This is a genomic window from Lactiplantibacillus xiangfangensis, assembly GCF_001438845.1.
Classification (GTDB): Bacteria; Bacillota; Bacilli; order Lactobacillales; family Lactobacillaceae; genus Lactiplantibacillus; species Lactiplantibacillus xiangfangensis.
In genome coordinates, this window is sequence record NZ_JQCL01000029.1 from 75,320 (window position 1) to 91,031 (window position 15,712).

The window sequence follows — 15,712 nt, forward strand, 5'->3', positions numbered from 1 at the left end:
CGCTTAACTGAACTTATGTTATTATTTTAAATGAACGTTAGCAATATTTTTCGAAAATAACATTTTAATTTTAGTTCAGCGCTAGTTTAAACAAAGGATGATTAAATATGACAAACAAAATAAAAATGGATGATATAGCAAGGATTGCACACGTATCACGGTCTGCTGTTTCGTTGGCACTCAATGGAAAAGAAGGTATCAGTGATGAAACCCGCCAAAAAATTTTTGCGGTTATTAATGAGTATAATTACAAGCCATTACGTAAAAACAAAAAAAGCGAGCATCAAGAGCTCGCTAACGTTAATTTAATTGCCGTCAAAACAAGTGGCTTAGTTGGAAATAACTTTCGCTCCTTGCCTTTTTTTGATAGCTTAATTTCGGCATTGTCTACCAGAATCAGTAACAGTGGCGGTTCACTAAAAATAAACACTATCGATGTAAACACTTTAGAAAGATCATTGGATACTTTGCCTGCAAACAGCGGCTCGGCTGGCACAATTGTTCTTGCAACCGATTTGCAAGAAAACCAAGTTCGGTTAATTCAGGAAAAGCTTAGTAATGTCGTTTTTATTGATACGTACTATCGCAATATTTTAGCTGACTTTGTCACTATGGATAATTATCAAGGCGCATACGAAGCTGGTCTTTATATGTTGAAAAAAGGCTATAAAAAAATTGGCTACGTCGCTTCAGATAAATTAGTTGCCAATTTTACTATGCGCAGACAAGGATTTACCGATGCACTTGCAACTCATCATTTGGAAGTTAACAATCAAAATTTTTATATGATATCACCGACCGAACTCGATCCTAAAGGGTTAAACATACATCAAATAATGGGGAAAAATACACCTGAAGCCGTTTTTTGTGAGGACGATTATATCGCAACCAGATTAATCAAAAGTTGTTTAAACGCTGGTATCAAGATTCCAGAAGATCTTGGAATCATGGGATTTGATGATATTTATGAAGGCACCCTTCTCACTCCAGAATTAACGACCATTCACGTTCCAATTGAACAAATTACCAATCAGGCAATCAGACAACTGCAAGGTCAGGTCTTTGATAAAAACTGGGCACATCAAAAAACGCTGATTGCAACCAAATTAATCAGTCGCCAATCTCTATAGCATTTTTAATTTTAGTCTTATTCTAGCAAATTAGTGTTGAACTAGTAGCTAACGCATGCTAAATTAAAGCCACGGACAAGAAAGCGTATTCAATAAATGCTAGTACTAATTGTCCGTGGCAATCACTTCTATTGATAACATAAGCGAAGTGGTTATAGCTGAAATGTAAGCGTTATCAATACACTTTACAATATTGGAGGGAGTCTAAACATGACTAATTGTGAGCGTTGGCAGTCTTATGAACTAACCCTTGATGGGCCTACAAATGGCAACCCATTCATGGATGTTGAGTTCGCTGCAATTTTCAATTATGGAACCGATCATATCCACGTACGAGGATTTTACGATGGTAACGGTAAATACAAAGTCCGTTTCATGCCAAAATCCGTTGGAATCTGGAATGTAAAAACTATATCTAATGTTGATGAGTTGAACGACTATCAAACATCCTTCACTTGTACACCTGCCCAAGATAATAACCATGGTCCAGTCCAAGTTTCCGGTAAAACCCATTTTACCTACGAAGATGGCACACCATATTTACCTTTTGGAACAACCGCATATGCCTGGGTATTTCAAGATTCGAAAACCCAGGAAAAAACTTTATCTACTTTGAAAGAAAATAGTTTTAATAAAATTAGAATGACAGCGTTTCCGAAATATTACAATTACAATACTCAGGAACCTGCTCAGTACCCATTTGCAGGTTCTCCAACCCATACTACCGGTATCTTTAATGATGATTCGTGGCAAGTGGACCCACAAAAAACAGGTTTTGATTATTCAACATTCAATCCAAGTTACTTTCAACATCTTGAACAACGAATTAAAGACCTTGATGCCCTTGGGATTCAAGCAGATTTAATTTTATTCCATCCCTATGATAGTTGGGGATTTGCTCGCATGGGACAGGCTATGGATAAGCACTATATCCAATATATCGTTGCCCGTCTAGCAAGTTATAAAAACATTTGGTGGTCCTTAGCTAATGAATACGATTTAATGGCTCAGCTTGGACAAAAGCCCTTATCCGCCTGGGATTTCATTGGAAAAACCGTCCATCAAGAAGACCCTAGTGGCCACCTACTATCGATTCATAACTTTTATGATCCGCCAGTTCACAAAGGTACGACTAAAAACTGGTTTGACTACACTAAGCCTTGGATTACCCACCTAAGTATTCAGTCCGATAACGTCTTTTTTGTTCCAAAATGGCTCGATGATTTTCAAAAGCCAATCATCTTTGATGAATGTAGATATGAAGGAAATATTGAATTCGGTTGGGGCGATAATAGTGCAAAAGGAATGGTCGATAGCTTTTACCGAATTGTTTTACGTGGTGGCTACGCAACTCACGGGGAAACTTATATCGACAAACCAAATACTACTCGACCAATCTGGTGGGCACATGGTGGTATTTTACGCGGAGAAAGTCAGAAACGAATTACCTATTTAAAGCAATTACTTGCAACAAACGGATTTAATTACGTTAACCCCATGGCCGTCCAAGGTCCTCACTGGGAACTAGCTGTTGGTGAATCACCAGATAAACAGCATGTCTTTGCTTATATCGGTGATAATCAGCCTGAATTTGAGATCTTTGACTTCTTACCTAAAGATAATATTTATTCAGCACAAGTAATCGATACATGGAATATGACTAGCACCAAACTCAATGAACGCATAGATAAAAACCACTATTTCCATATTCCACGCAAACCTTACCAAGCAATTCTATTAACTAAAATCAATTAGCGTTTATTAGTGTGCTAATATTGAAATCTTTTCATAAAGATAAATATTCAATTCAGAAAGAAGAGAACTTAATATCATGCAAAAAGAGGATATTAAAACTGGCCCAAACAAAGTTATCATTCCTTTGCTTCGTCTCTTACCAGCTCTAGCAATTGGCCCAGCAACATGGCTGGGATCTTATATCGTAGCATCATCGTTATTCATTCCAGCAATGCTTCAACGCTTGGATAGCGCAAATAAAATTAGTTTAGTTGCCTTATTCTCCACTAGTGCAATGGTTCTATGCGCAATTGCCAATATGGTTGCTGGCTACTTGTCCGATCGAACACATTCCCGGTTTGGTGCTAGAACGCCATGGATTGTTGGTGGCGCAACCGTCTTTGCATTAGGAATGATTCTGGCATCATTCTCAACAAGTGTTATTTGGCTATTTATTACCTGGATGGTTACTGCCGTCGCGCTACAATTTATTGTCGCACCAATGGTCGCCTGGATTGACTTTGCCGAAGAAAAACATCAAGGCACTGCCTCAAGTGCTTATGGTGGTGTGGGTATGGCTTTTGGTAATAATGGATTTGCCGTTATCGGCGCCCTATTCCTAGGCCGTTTGAAATTAGGCTTCATTATTTTTGGCTTGATCTGCTTTGTCGGATCACTACTTGCTGCGATTCTCGTTCGAGAACCTTCTAACATTGGACAAGAGCTTCCTAAAACTAAGACTAAAAAAGAACATTTTAAGCTCAAGGATTTGTTCCCAGGTTGGTCAACTGGTGGTAACTACTATCTAACCTTACTTGTAAAAATGTTCTTAGGAATTGGTAACTTTTTGATTTCCGGATACCTTCTATATATTATGGAAGATTTCTTCCACAAGGGGACTGGTGCAGCTTCCTCATCAATTCAACTTATTAATATGATTATGTTTGTTTTTGCACTGGTCTTAGGCCTCGTTGCTGGTCCACTATCTGACAAGTTTAAGCTAGTTAAGTGGCCCGTTGCACTATCTTCAATTTTTGTCGGTCTAGGTGCATTGAGTATCATTCTCTTACGAAGCGAATTTAGCTTAATTTTATACGCTATCTTAGCTGGATTTGGTATGGGTCTTTGGAATTCATTAGATAACCGATTAAATTTGATGGTTTTGCCGGACAAGAATCGAGTAGCCTTTTTCCTAGGTGTTTATAACCTTGCAAACTCACTACCGCAAGCAATCGCTCCAATCTTTGCAGCAATTTTAATTCCAATCAGTGGTTATCCAGCAGTATTCTTAGGTGCCTTTATCTTTGCAGCACTCGGTGGGATTTTGATTTTATTTGTTAAAGATGTGAAATAGGATAAAATATCTATTTAAAAGAATACATTTATAACTATATGGTAGAAACATTCATATAGGCAAAGGAATCAGTTCAATTGGACTGATTCCTTTTCGGCTCCACATCTCCCTCCATAACAAATCTAAGCCAGGAAAATAATTACCAACAAAAACGATTTTACTCCCCCACTACTTCCTTCTCCTACATAAAAAATTCATGATACAATAAAATTTATATAAACGATTCCCAATCAATTCTAGAAAGGACCCCCTTATGACATACAAAAACGTTCTATTTGATGTTGATAATACATTGATTGATTCAGCAACGATTGCTGCTAACGTCCTACACAAAATCATCGCCGAATACGGTCATGATGTTTCCGCCGCAACCGTCAGAGGATTAGTCGGGCTTCCCACAGACAAAATATTGCAACATTTAAATGTTAATCACATTGAAGAAATCAGCCAGAAGTTTACCGTCGCTATTGGTACGCATAAAAACGAACTAGATTTTTTTGCAGGCATTCAACCACTGTTATCTGAATTAAAAAGCGCTGGTTTGAACACGGGAATCGTCACTTCCCGAACAGCTGCTGAAGTTGACAGTGATCTTGGTGCATTCCCTGAAATTACGACCTCTAACATTATCGTTACTGCCGACAAAACTACGGAACACAAACCTAGCGGCGCCCCACTAGAATATGCCGTCCGTCAGCACCACTTAGTTAAAGCTGAAACAATTTATGTTGGTGATACCATCTACGATATGCAAGCGGCACAAAACGCCCAAATGGCCTTTGCCAGCGCTACTTGGGGTGCGTTACCAACAACAGATTTCTCTGCAGCTACGTTACGCCCACAACAGCCCAGCGACCTTTTGGAAATGTTAACGGCATAAATGAAAAGGCGTTCTACCAGTAAACGTATGTCTACTAGTAGAACGCCTTTTCTTAGCAAATTCACAAGGAGTTTATATATCGTCTCAAATAAAATACTGTTGATTACAACAACTCTAGTTTAGCGGTGTCCATTTCCAATTGGAGACTTCTGGCAAGTCGTCACCTTCAGCGCGAATGTAATCGTGATGTTTGTCCAATTCACTGTTCATTTCTTGAATTAGATGTGCACCCTTAACCGCGTATTCTGGTGAAGCTAATAATGCAGCCTTAACTAAGTGGAAACGATCGAGTTCATTACGTACACGCATATCAAATGGTGTTGTAATGTCTCCTTCTTCACGGTAACCATGGACGTGTAAGTTATGGTTATGACGATCGAAGAAGATAGTCTTTACTAAATCATCGTAAGCGTGGTATGCAAAGATAACAGGCTTATCTTTAGTAAAGAAGGCATCGAATTCAGCATCGGATAACCCGCGTGGATCGTCCTTCTTTAACTTCAAGAGATCAACAACATTAATGAAACGGATCTTCATTTCAGGGAAGGCAGCGTGCAAGATTGATACGGCAGCCAAGCTTTCAGTCGTTGGTTCTGAACCAGCAGTTGCAAAGACAACGTCAGGTTCTTCACCATTGTCAGTACTTGCCCAATCAACAACGCCCAAGCCATCACGAACTAAGTGTTTAGCTTCTGTCATGGTAAACCATTGTGGACGTGGGTGCTTGCTTGCAATAATCAAGTTAATAAGCTGTTTACTTTGAATTGCCTTATCAAAGACAGCAATTAAAGAGTTGGCATCAGCTGGAAGGTATGCACGCACATATTCGGTCTTCTTTTCAGCTAAGTGTGAAATAATACCTGGATCTTGGTGTGAATACCCATTGTGATCTTGTTGGAATGCAGTTGACGCTGCAATCACGTTCAATGAAGGAACATCGGCCCGCCATGGGGTTTCTTCATGGGAGTTCCGTAACCACTTGAAGTGTTGGGTCAACATAGAGTCCACGACCCGTAAGAAGGATTCGTAACTTGCGAAGAAACCATAGCGTCCAGTTAAGTTGTATGCTTCTAACATCCCTTCATCCATGTGTTCGGATAACATGGAGTCAATAATCCGACCTTCTGGTGCTAATAAAGCATCATTTGGTTCATGAATTGGTTCCATCCATTGACGACGGGTATCTTCAAAGGCAGCGCCTAATTTGTTTGATAAGGTTTCATCAGGACCCCAACCACGGAAGTTCTTATTATCCTTATTTAAAACAATTAAGTCACGAATATACTTACCCAATTCGGTCATGTCAGAGCCATCGTCTTTACCATGGTCCTTATTATCCAATGCATAATCATCAATGTTTGGTGTGATTAAGTCTTTGGTTAATTTCCCACCATTTGTGACAGGGTTAGCTGCCATACGTGCTTGGCCTTTAGGAATAATTGCAGCAATTTCAGGCTTCAAAGTACCATTTTCATCAAATAATTCTTCTGGTTTGTATGATTTGAGCCAAGCAACTAGCTTATCAGCATGTTCCATGTGATTACGATCAACAGGAATTGGAATTTGGTGAGCACGGAAAGAACCTTCAATTGGTTCACCGTCCCAAGTCTTAGGACCAGTCCAGCCTTTAGGTGCACGGAATACAATCATTGGCCACTTTGGACGAGATTCATCGTTGTTATCCTTAGCATTCTTACGAATTGCATGGATTTCTTCAATGACTTTATCCAACTCTTCTGCCATAATCTTGTGCATCTTAGCAGGGTCAGTACCTTCAACAAAATGCGGATCCCAACCTAAGCCCTTGAAGTAATCTTCAAGTTCTTCATGTGATTCACGTGATAGCACTGTTGGATTAGAAATCTTGAAACCGTTTAAGTTTAAGATTGGTAATACAGTCCCATCATTGATTGGGTTCAAGAACTTGTTAACTTGCCAAGAGGTTGCCAATGGGCCAGTTTCAGATTCACCATCACCAACAACGGTAGCAGCAATTAAACCTGGATTATCAAGAACGGCACCAGCGCCATGTAAGATAGAGTAGCCAAGTTCGCCACCTTCATGAATTGAACCAGGAGTTTTGGGATCAGCATGTGAAGCAACCCCACCTGGGAAGGAGAACTGTTTAAACAACTTCTTCATCCCTGCAGTATCTTGGGTAATCTTCGGATAAGTTGCTGTATAGGTACCATCTAAGTACGAATTAGAAACCATCACTTGGCCACCATGACCGGGACCTTCGATATAAAACATATCCAAACCGTACTTATTGATTGCACGGTTTAGATGGGCATAGATGAAGTTTTGCCCTGCAATTGTCCCCCAATGACCAATCGGATGAACTTTAACATCCGAAGCCTTTAAAGGTTCCTTCAATAGCGGATTGTTTAACAAATAGAGTTGACCAACTGAAATGTAGTTGGCTGCCCGCCAATACGCATCAACACGTTTCAAATATTCGTCAGACGAATAATCAACTGTCATATTTTTCCCTGATTCAATCATTTTTTTCATCCCTTCAATATCAGATATTCTTTACTGCATTTTTTAATAATTCAACTTGCTTTTTAGGTACCTCAGCATCGTAAACAAAGGAACCAGCCACAAAAACATTTGCTCCTGCTTTATAGCAGTCAACTAGTGTCTTATCATTGATTCCCCCATCAACTTCAATATCAAAGGAATACTTATTTTGATCCTTAATTTCCTTCAACTTCTGAATCTTTTTGACCATATCATGAATAAATGTTTGACCACCAAAACCTGGGTTAACTGTCATTACAAGAACTTGATCCACTAAAGGTAATACTGGCTCAATTTCAGCTAACGGTGTCCCTGGGTTTAGAACAATCCCAGCCTTAACATTGTTATCATGAATTAGTTGTAACGCTCGATAGATATGGCGAGTACTTTCAACGTGAATTGTTAAAATATCCCCACCGGCCTTAGCAAAGTCTTCAATGTACTGTTCAGGATTCTCAATCATCAAATGGCAATCTAAGACTAAATTTGTATTCTTTCGAATGTCAGCAACAACACTTGGACCAAAAGTGATATTTGGTACAAAGTGTCCATCCATAACATCAACATGTAAATACTCTACGCCAGCTTTTTCAACTAGTTCGATATCATGTTTTAAGTTACAGAAATCAGCACTCAAAATTGAAGGTGCAATTTTCATCATTGATCACTCCTGAAAATTTAAATAATATAGAACATCCCACCAACTAGCCCAATTGCCATTAAAATAAGAACAACTGTCGTTGGTTTGAATTTACGTTTCAACAAATAGTATGCAAGTAAGGTAATTCCTAAAGGTAATAGGCCTAAAATCAATTTGTCTAAGATCCCAGATTGAACTTTAAGGACTTCTTTACCTAAGTCTAGCTTTAATGGTGTAGAAACTTTAACAAATGACGCTGAAAGTGCACCGATAACTATTGGTCCCAAACATTGCGCATACGTCATAACAGTCGGTAAAAGTGACCCCTTTAAAACTTTCGCGATCCCTTCTTTACCTAAAGTGTAACCTTGCATCCATGAAAGGTAACCAATACCCCAAATAATGCTTAAATGCAGTAAGGCAAAGAGGATTGGCCCCATAAAGACATTACCTTTAGCACCAAAAGTAACCGTAAAGGAAAGTAAAATTGGAATTAACGTCCCTTGCCATAAAGTATCACCAATACCAGCTAACGGTCCCATAAGACCAGTCTTTAAGCCATTAATAGTTCCACCAGTAATAGGGGCACCATTCGACTTCTCTTCTTCCATGGCAATGGTCATACCCAAGATGGCACCACCAAAGTGAGGTTCAGTGTTAAAGAATTCCATGTGACGCTGAAGTGCTTCTTTCATTTGTTCTTCATCGTCACCGTACAAATGCTTCAAAATAGGGGAAAGAGCGTGAATAACCCCAGTTGCTTGCAACCGTTCATAGTTGTAGTTGGCATGTGAGAAGAAAGTCCAACGCCAGAAAGCTCGAACAACTTCTTTTTTTGATAGTTTCTTTTTTGCTGGTTCGTTTTCTACTGTTTCATTTTCTACTGGGCGTTCACTCATGCTCGTTCACTCCCTTTTTTCATAGATAGTCTAGTGTAGACATAGGCGATAATTGCAGCAAAGACGGCGATTGGTAAAATATCCATCTTAGAGTATTCAACAACCATGAAACCAAGTAAGAAGAACACTAACGTACCTTTAGCGGTCATAGCTCGTAAGTTCATTGCAATACCTAAGGCTGGGAGTAAACCACCGATAACTGTCAAAACATGTAATGGAGTACCACTTAGTCCGCTAATAATACTCTTAACAGGACCAGCCCCATAATAAGCTGCTAACATTGCTGGAACAACTGAGAAAATGAACATTGTGATCTGAGGTGGCCAGACATGCAAGAAATTAATTCGGTTAATATTACCTTCATCCGCTGCCTTATCTGCCATATGAACAAAAGTAATATCAACGGTCATATGCAAGACCCAAATCATCGTACCAATCAAACTAATCGGAACTGCCAACGTAATCGCAACAGTTGGTGAAACTCCTGAAGCCATCCCTAATGCAGTTCCTAGAGTACCAGCTAAAGCTGTATCCATTGGAACCGCACCACCAGCACCAATCCATGCTAAGAATGGCAATTGAATGGCAGCACCATAAATAGTCCCCGTCACCGGATCACCCATAATTAATCCAACTAATGCACCATTGACTAACGGACGCATAATGGTATGAGTACCAGCTAAAGAAACCCATGGGGTCCCCATTTGTCCGAGATAATAAACTACCCCGATTAAAAATGCTTGCCAGAGATGTATTGTCATAATAAACTCTCCTTTACACTAACTAAGTAGTCCTGATACGTCAGTAGATTTATCACTTGGCACAATCTGTACTTTCATAGAAGTTCCTGCATCAATTATTTTTCCAAAAATTACTTTTTCATCTTCTGATGCAGAGATATTTTTGTAGAACTTACTTCTATTTTTAGCGGCACCCATGCCACCAACAACAATTTCATCAAGCTTGACGCCCTTTTCAATCAGTGCGTAATAAACTGCAGGTGTTTTGGCTAGCAATAATAGCTTTTCATCATCATTATCATTAATTAAAAATTCTGCGGCATCATCAATACCAAAAATATCTAACTTAACACCCTCGGGAACAGACATTTCCATAACTGTTTTAAGAAAATCATCTTTAGCAGTTTCTTCATCAATAATTACAATATGATTACCACCAGTATATTGAAGCCAAGCAGTCATAACCTGGCCGTGGATTAAGCGATCATCAATACGTGCTAATACTACTTCTGACATTTAAATCACTCCATTTCTACTTTTCTTTGCTAAATTTTGCAAAGAAATCAATTATACCTTCAGTCCCAGTTTGCAATGCATCCGCTTTCATTTCTTTCAAACTGGAACCTAACATTCGATCATTCAGTGCTTGAATTAACATTGGTAAATTAACGCCTGTAAGTAACTCATACGAAACACCGTCTAATTTTCTTCCTGCTAATGCAGCTTGATTATACGGACTAGCACCAAATAAGTCGGCGAGGATTAAGACACCGTCACCATCGTTTACCTTATCGACACCTTCTGCTAATTTCTCACCGAAAGTGGTAATGTCATCACCATGGTTCAGACCAATCGTAAACACATTTTCTTGTTCTCCAATGATGAGTGATGCGGCATCCAATAAACCATCTGCTAATTTTCCATGTGTTGCAATTACAATTCCAACCATAATGTATTCCTACCTTCTACCACTTAAATTCGAGCATTGCTTTGTTCCAAGCCTTTTCTTTCAAAATAGCGTTAAATGCGTCGGTCAAATCTGCCGCACTTGAAATACTTGTTTTATGAGCAGGCAACAACGTCCGTAACGTTTCACGATATTCTGCACTTTCACTCATCGCATTAATAACAACTTTAAAATCAGCTGGTGTTGAACGACTAGTACCGTACATCTTCAAACCTTTTTCAAGGACATCACGTGTATCGATTGGTACTAAGTCTTCTGTAACGCCCATCAATACGAAACTCCCTGTGCGCTTAATGACTTTAATTCCTTCATTAATAGCAACTGAACTGAATCTGCCACCGGTCGCTTCGAAAATTACATCAAACTGTTCATCAGCTGCATCAAAATCATATTCCGTACTCATTTCTTGAGTAGCAAAATCAAACTTGCTCAAACGATCCTTCATTGCACCAAATACTGTTAGGTTTTCTTTGCTAATTCCCCATACATAATGCAATACAGCCGCTGCCATAAATCCAACTGGGCCATCGCCAAATAATGCAACCTTAACATTTGGCTTCTTCAAAATATCAGCAACATGACTAGATGCATGGTAGCCAACCGTACTTACTTCGGCTAAGACGGCAATTTCATCAGGAACATTGTCAGGAATTGGAATAAGACAACTCTCTGGATGAACTAAATCGCTTTGCGCAATCCCATCATGACCACTACTAATAAACGCTGCATCTTTACTGTAATTATCAGGAATAGTTTCGGTCTTCTTAGTTCCTCTAAGAATGTAACCTGGAACGTTAGGTGCAATGACAACTCGTTGACCTACTTTAAAGTCATCACTCATGCTCTCCTTAACAGTCCCAATACCTTCATGCAAAAGAGCCATTGGCAACTTCTTCTTCAACGCTTCTGGGCGACGTTGTCCACCAAAGTACCGATCATCCGCGTGACAAACACTTGCCATAACTGGTTGAACATCAACCCAGCCATCTTTCAAATCTCTTTCAATGTGTTCTTCTTTAATATCGCCTGGTGCAACCAACCGATAAGTCTTCGACATAATCTTTTTAACAGTACCTAATTCACTCATAATAGTGCCTCCTGATGTTATGTAATCGCTTACAAGAACCAGTATAATACTTTGCAAATATTTTGCAATATCTTTTTTTATTTGTTTTTATGGTAAAATAGCTAAAAAGAAAAGATATATTTTGATAAAAGCAAGAAAAATGCAATATCAGTAAGTTTTTACAAACGCCTTATCAAAGGCAACTATTTGCTTAACCAATTTTTTTGTCCGTATAATTATTATGGGATTAGAAGTATACTTTCAAAACTATATCGTAGGAAAGATGTGAAGAAATCATGGGGCCATATGAGCGTCGAGATACTATTTTAGAGAAGATTAAAAAGGAACACTCAGTAAGAATTACTCAGCTAAGTGATGAATTAGGGGTGACACGTGAAACAATTCGTCAGGACTTGTATTATCTTGATGAACAAGGGGTAATTAAGAAGGTCCACGGAGGCGCTGTTGATCGTACAGTGGTAGAAGATGAGTACGAAAAACGCGCAACACAGCACCGTAAAGAGAAGATGGCAATTGCCAGAAAAGCCATTAAACATGTTGAGCAGAACATGACCATTTTTATCGACTACGGGACAACAACGTTTTTTATTGCCAAAGCACTCAGCCAGAGCAATCTTGATATCACAGTAGTCACAGAATCACTACCAGTTGCCTCAACCCTGGCACCAATCCCTGGAAAGAAAGTAATCTTATTGGGTGGGGATCTGCGGAAAACAGAACGTTCATTATCTGGTGCGTTGACTATGCAAGCATTGAGCGACATTTACATGGATATTGGTTTCTTTGGATGTGGTGGAATTTCGTTAAATTCCGGCATTACTAATCACGATTTTAGTGAAGTCACAGTCTCAAAAAAGAGCATGTCCCATTGCCACAAAACAATCCTTGTTGCCGATGACTCAAAGCTTAACCTAACCACGACCTATAAAACTGCTAACTTTGATACCATCGATTGTTTTATCACCAATGGCCAGCTACCAGAGCCTTTTGCAAAGGCCTTCAAGGTACACAATGTGGCTGTTGAAATATAATAATCCTTCATCTTGTGATTTTATTCACTACTTTGCTGAGCTAACATAACATTCAACCCGCTTCTTGTTTTACAATGTAAATTCTGCAAAACATTTTGCAAAGTTTTGTTATTTAGCTAAACGGCAAGTCATTTAATTTTACTATCATCATCGTTTTCTCACTATATTCTTTTTGAATTTTCATGATTCAACACTAATTTCCCATTCATATTCAATTGATATGGAAAATTGGCCATCCAAAAAAGCGCTATGAATTCATTATGAACTCATAGCGCTTTTTGAATATCAAAGTCACTCCAGTTATCTGTTTATTCTAAAGAAACCTAGCCTCAAAGAACCTAGCCTCAAAGAACCTACAGCCTGGTCTTCTATCACACACATGACATAATACAGGCAAAACTCCAACACCATTTTGGATGTAACAGAAGTGTGTATACATTATGCAGCAGTTAAAGAACGCAACAAGTACCTATCCTTAATCGAGTACCACCTTCAAATAATTTCTAAAAAAAGGATGAACCTAAGATCATGTCACTCTAACCAATCCGACAAAATTACAGAGACTGATTATGCTTTTGTACTTGCAGCTATTTTAAACTTCAGGCCCAAAAAAGGAAATCAATTCAAAAATGAATTGATTTCCTTACGAAGTACTTCACTAATAGTTAGTTACGAATCTTACACTCGTAGTTATCCTAAACAACTATCTAGCAATAATTTGAATCGTGCTACCCACTTTAAAGTCTGGATAATCACCTTCGGAAGTGTACAGCGATCCTGCTAGTTTAGCATCAGTGGCACCCGTGAAGCTAATTGCGGTGTGGCCTAAGCGACCTAAGTTGGTTTGAACTTCATTACCAACCGCCGTAATCGTGTATTCACTGTCATCGACTTTCAAAATCATCCCACTGACAATCTGTTCCTTAATTGGTTCCACTTTAACGATGAAGCAAGATGGCCGTAAAGCATCCGGTGCCTCATCCCCAAATAAAATTGCCATTTTGATTGACTTAAAATCTTCTGATTCTGCCCCAACTTCAACAACCTTCGTTGAATAAACCGTTCTTTCTTTTGTCATCATTCAGACCACCTTCAAATTCTTTCCTCTATTTATTTCGAATACAAACCAAAACTTGCAATCCAAGCAACGAATACCCGTGGCACACCATTAATAAACCGACTGTATAAGACTGATGGTACCCCGACTTCAACGGTCTTAGAATCAGCTTCAGCCAATCCTAAACCAACGGGGATAAAGTCACAACCGTTTTGGGTGTTAATGGCAAACAGTGCTGGTAAAGCGTACTGTGGTGGGATATTACCCTTACCAATTTCAACACCAATCAAAGTCCCAATAACTTGGCCAATAACGGCTCCGGGTCCTAATAATGGTGATAAGAATGGTAGTGAACAGATGAAACCTAAGATCATCAGGCCCCAAACATTCCCAGCCAATGGTTCCATGACACTTGCAAAGGCCTTACCAATCCCAGAACCATTAATAATACCAATAATCAGTGCAACGAAAGCCATGAAAGGAATAATCGTGTTGATAACGGTCTGGACCGCATCTTTTGCGGCTTGGTTAAAGGTTGCAACGACTCGCCCAGCGCCAATCCCGATTTTAGTTAAGATACCAGGATTTTTAGTTTGTGCCGTTAAGGTCTTAGAATTATCAAACTTAGAGCCGTCATCCGTCGTTTCTTCAGCAACTTCGGCAGCGCTTTCATTTTCGTTTGCCTTTTCAGCTTCAACGTCACTATCTTCTGCCAACGTGATTTGGTCCAAATCAACGTTAGAAACATAGTTTCCTTCGTTCATGAATTGGGCTAACGGGCCACTCTTCCCAGTAGGTAAAACGTTAATTGTTTTGATACCCTTCTTAGGGTAGATCCCACAACGTAGCGTCCCACCACAGTCAACAATCGCTAATGCCGTTTCTTCATCTGGAATGGAAGTCTTAAAACCATCAACTGCTTGCATTCCAGTTAACTTAGCAATCTTATCAACGATTGCAGGTTTGTTCCCACCTGTAATGTATATAAACTTATGCTTTTCAGCCGTTGGGGTAATGGTCAGCGGGCCGCCCCAACCACCAGAACCTTTAACAACTTTAATACTCCGATATTCTTTTGTCATTGTCATGACCCTCGCTCTCTTTTAACTAGCCGGCGAATTCAACTTTCTTAGAAAGTGAAATTCCTTGTTGCTTGCAAACGTACGCCGTCGTAAAGTCGGTAATCCAACCACCGATAAAGTTCATGACGATCCCGACTAGCATGTACCGAATGGCTAAATCCATCGTATTTAATCCTAATTTTTGGACCCCTTGTGCAATCCCTAACCAGATAAAGTATTCTGACGGGTTAATATGTGGAAAGACCCCGTTACTAGTGTGACAGAATTGCGCAATCGCCGCGTACCAGCTTGGCTTGTAGTATTCAGGTAAGAACCGACCCATGGAGTGGGCCATTGGGTTCCCGAGCATAAACGCTGAGACGAATGGCAAAATCAAATAACGTGTCACTGGATTCTTTGCTGAAGCTTTGGCGAGTGCCGCCATCTTCTTTTCCCCAACAAAGGCAATAATTGCGTTCATTAAGACTAACAGTAAGAGGACAACTGGAATAATGGAAGTCATCCAACCAACCAGTGTTTTACCCCCACTTTGGAAGAGGCCCATAAACCCTGAAGCTAAATCTGTAACTACTTTCATAATATCGATGC

15 protein-coding genes are annotated in these 15,712 nt (G+C 39.4%); 5 read left to right on the forward strand and 10 right to left on the reverse strand.

Annotated features, from left to right (window positions below):
• Positions 1-107 precede the first annotated feature (107 nt).
• From IV64_RS02770 to IV64_RS02785, 4 genes are all read left to right on the forward strand, one after another.
• Positions 108-1,130: a LacI family DNA-binding transcriptional regulator gene (locus IV64_RS02770; protein ID WP_057705642.1), complete on the forward strand. Its 1,023-nt coding sequence runs from the start codon at positions 108-110 to the stop codon at positions 1,128-1,130.
• 210 nt (positions 1,131-1,340) lie between these two features.
• Positions 1,341-2,885 carry a DUF5060 domain-containing protein gene (locus IV64_RS02775; RefSeq protein WP_057705643.1) on the forward strand — a complete coding sequence of 515 codons (1,545 nt, stop codon included), beginning with the start codon at positions 1,341-1,343 and terminating at the stop codon, positions 2,883-2,885.
• Positions 2,886-2,961: 76 nt separating this feature from the next.
• Positions 2,962-4,218: an MFS transporter gene (locus IV64_RS02780; protein WP_057705644.1), complete on the forward strand. Its 1,257-nt coding sequence runs from the start codon at positions 2,962-2,964 to the stop codon at positions 4,216-4,218.
• Positions 4,219-4,471: 253 nt separating this feature from the next.
• Positions 4,472-5,098 carry an HAD family hydrolase gene (locus IV64_RS02785; protein WP_057705645.1) on the forward strand — a complete coding sequence of 209 codons (627 nt, stop codon included), beginning with the start codon at positions 4,472-4,474 and terminating at the stop codon, positions 5,096-5,098.
• 114 nt (positions 5,099-5,212) lie between these two features.
• Here IV64_RS02785 and IV64_RS02790 read toward each other — a convergent pair whose 3' ends face one another.
• Genes IV64_RS02790 through IV64_RS02820 form a run of 7 tightly spaced genes read right to left on the reverse strand, consistent with a single transcriptional unit; the run spans position 5,213 to position 11,954 of the window.
• A complete protein-coding gene (locus tag IV64_RS02790) occupies positions 5,213-7,582 on the reverse strand; it encodes a phosphoketolase family protein (protein WP_083491552.1) in 2,370 nt (789 codons plus the stop codon).
• A 40-nt stretch (positions 7,583-7,622) separates the two neighbouring features.
• Positions 7,623-8,279, reverse strand: a complete 657-nt coding sequence (gene rpe, locus IV64_RS02795; protein ID WP_057705647.1) for a ribulose-phosphate 3-epimerase — start codon at positions 8,277-8,279, stop codon at positions 7,623-7,625.
• A gap of 20 nt (positions 8,280-8,299) precedes the next feature.
• A complete protein-coding gene (locus tag IV64_RS02800) occupies positions 8,300-9,160 on the reverse strand; it encodes a PTS system mannose/fructose/sorbose family transporter subunit IID (RefSeq protein ID WP_057705648.1) in 861 nt (286 codons plus the stop codon).
• Positions 9,157-9,921 (reverse strand): PTS mannose/fructose/sorbose/N-acetylgalactosamine transporter subunit IIC, encoded by a 765-nt coding sequence (locus IV64_RS02805; RefSeq protein WP_057705649.1) that lies wholly within the window; start codon positions 9,919-9,921, stop codon positions 9,157-9,159. Before IV64_RS02805 ends, IV64_RS02800 begins: the two co-directional genes overlap by 4 nt.
• An 18-nt stretch (positions 9,922-9,939) precedes the next feature.
• On the reverse strand, positions 9,940-10,416 hold the full coding sequence (locus IV64_RS02810) for a PTS sugar transporter subunit IIB (protein WP_057705650.1): 477 nt from the start codon (positions 10,414-10,416) through the stop codon (positions 9,940-9,942).
• 16 nt (positions 10,417-10,432) lie between these two features.
• Positions 10,433-10,849 (reverse strand): PTS sugar transporter subunit IIA, encoded by a 417-nt coding sequence (locus tag IV64_RS02815; protein ID WP_057705651.1) that lies wholly within the window; start codon positions 10,847-10,849, stop codon positions 10,433-10,435.
• Between the two features lie 16 nt (positions 10,850-10,865).
• The gene (locus IV64_RS02820; protein WP_057705652.1) at positions 10,866-11,954 is read right to left on the reverse strand and encodes an alcohol dehydrogenase catalytic domain-containing protein; all 1,089 of its coding nucleotides are present in this window, start codon (positions 11,952-11,954) and stop codon (positions 10,866-10,868) included.
• Between the two features lie 275 nt (positions 11,955-12,229).
• Between IV64_RS02820 and IV64_RS02825 the strand changes: the two genes are divergently transcribed.
• The gene (locus IV64_RS02825) at positions 12,230-12,985 is read left to right on the forward strand and encodes a DeoR/GlpR family DNA-binding transcription regulator (RefSeq protein ID WP_057705653.1); all 756 of its coding nucleotides are present in this window, start codon (positions 12,230-12,232) and stop codon (positions 12,983-12,985) included.
• Between the two features lie 703 nt (positions 12,986-13,688).
• Here the strand turns inward: IV64_RS02825 and IV64_RS02830 are convergent.
• Genes IV64_RS02830 through srlA form a run of 3 tightly spaced genes read right to left on the reverse strand, consistent with a single transcriptional unit; the run spans position 13,689 to position 15,701 of the window.
• Positions 13,689-14,066 carry a PTS glucitol/sorbitol transporter subunit IIA gene (locus IV64_RS02830; RefSeq protein ID WP_057705654.1) on the reverse strand — a complete coding sequence of 126 codons (378 nt, stop codon included), beginning with the start codon at positions 14,064-14,066 and terminating at the stop codon, positions 13,689-13,691.
• A gap of 29 nt (positions 14,067-14,095) precedes the next feature.
• The gene (gene srlE, locus IV64_RS02835) at positions 14,096-15,124 is read right to left on the reverse strand and encodes a PTS glucitol/sorbitol transporter subunit IIB (protein WP_057705682.1); all 1,029 of its coding nucleotides are present in this window, start codon (positions 15,122-15,124) and stop codon (positions 14,096-14,098) included.
• Positions 15,125-15,149: 25 nt separating this feature from the next.
• Complete coding sequence (srlA, locus tag IV64_RS02840; protein WP_057705655.1) at positions 15,150-15,701, reverse strand: PTS glucitol/sorbitol transporter subunit IIC; 552 nt, start codon at positions 15,699-15,701, stop codon at positions 15,150-15,152.
• Positions 15,702-15,712 lie beyond the last annotated feature (11 nt).

Coding starts and splice junctions, on each gene's coding strand:
- rpe (WP_057705647.1), bottom strand. CDS start 8,279: ATGAAAATTGCACCTTCAATTTTGAGTGCTGATTTCTGTAACTTAAAA.
- IV64_RS02780 (WP_057705644.1), top strand. CDS start 2,962: ATGCAAAAAGAGGATATTAAAACTGGCCCAAACAAAGTTATCATTCCT.
- IV64_RS02790 (WP_083491552.1), bottom strand. CDS start 7,582: ATGACAGTTGATTATTCGTCTGACGAATATTTGAAACGTGTTGATGCG.
- srlA (WP_057705655.1), bottom strand. CDS start 15,701: ATGAAAGTAGTTACAGATTTAGCTTCAGGGTTTATGGGCCTCTTCCAA.
- IV64_RS02810 (WP_057705650.1), bottom strand. CDS start 10,416: ATGTCAGAAGTAGTATTAGCACGTATTGATGATCGCTTAATCCACGGC.
- IV64_RS02815 (WP_057705651.1), bottom strand. CDS start 10,849: ATGGTTGGAATTGTAATTGCAACACATGGAAAATTAGCAGATGGTTTA.
- IV64_RS02820 (WP_057705652.1), bottom strand. CDS start 11,954: ATGAGTGAATTAGGTACTGTTAAAAAGATTATGTCGAAGACTTATCGG.
- srlE (WP_057705682.1), bottom strand. CDS start 15,124: ATGACAAAAGAATATCGGAGTATTAAAGTTGTTAAAGGTTCTGGTGGT.
- IV64_RS02805 (WP_057705649.1), bottom strand. CDS start 9,921: ATGACAATACATCTCTGGCAAGCATTTTTAATCGGGGTAGTTTATTAT.
- IV64_RS02785 (WP_057705645.1), top strand. CDS start 4,472: ATGACATACAAAAACGTTCTATTTGATGTTGATAATACATTGATTGAT.
- IV64_RS02770 (WP_057705642.1), top strand. CDS start 108: ATGACAAACAAAATAAAAATGGATGATATAGCAAGGATTGCACACGTA.
- IV64_RS02825 (WP_057705653.1), top strand. CDS start 12,230: ATGGGGCCATATGAGCGTCGAGATACTATTTTAGAGAAGATTAAAAAG.
- IV64_RS02800 (WP_057705648.1), bottom strand. CDS start 9,160: ATGAGTGAACGCCCAGTAGAAAATGAAACAGTAGAAAACGAACCAGCA.
- IV64_RS02830 (WP_057705654.1), bottom strand. CDS start 14,066: ATGATGACAAAAGAAAGAACGGTTTATTCAACGAAGGTTGTTGAAGTT.
- IV64_RS02775 (WP_057705643.1), top strand. CDS start 1,341: ATGACTAATTGTGAGCGTTGGCAGTCTTATGAACTAACCCTTGATGGG.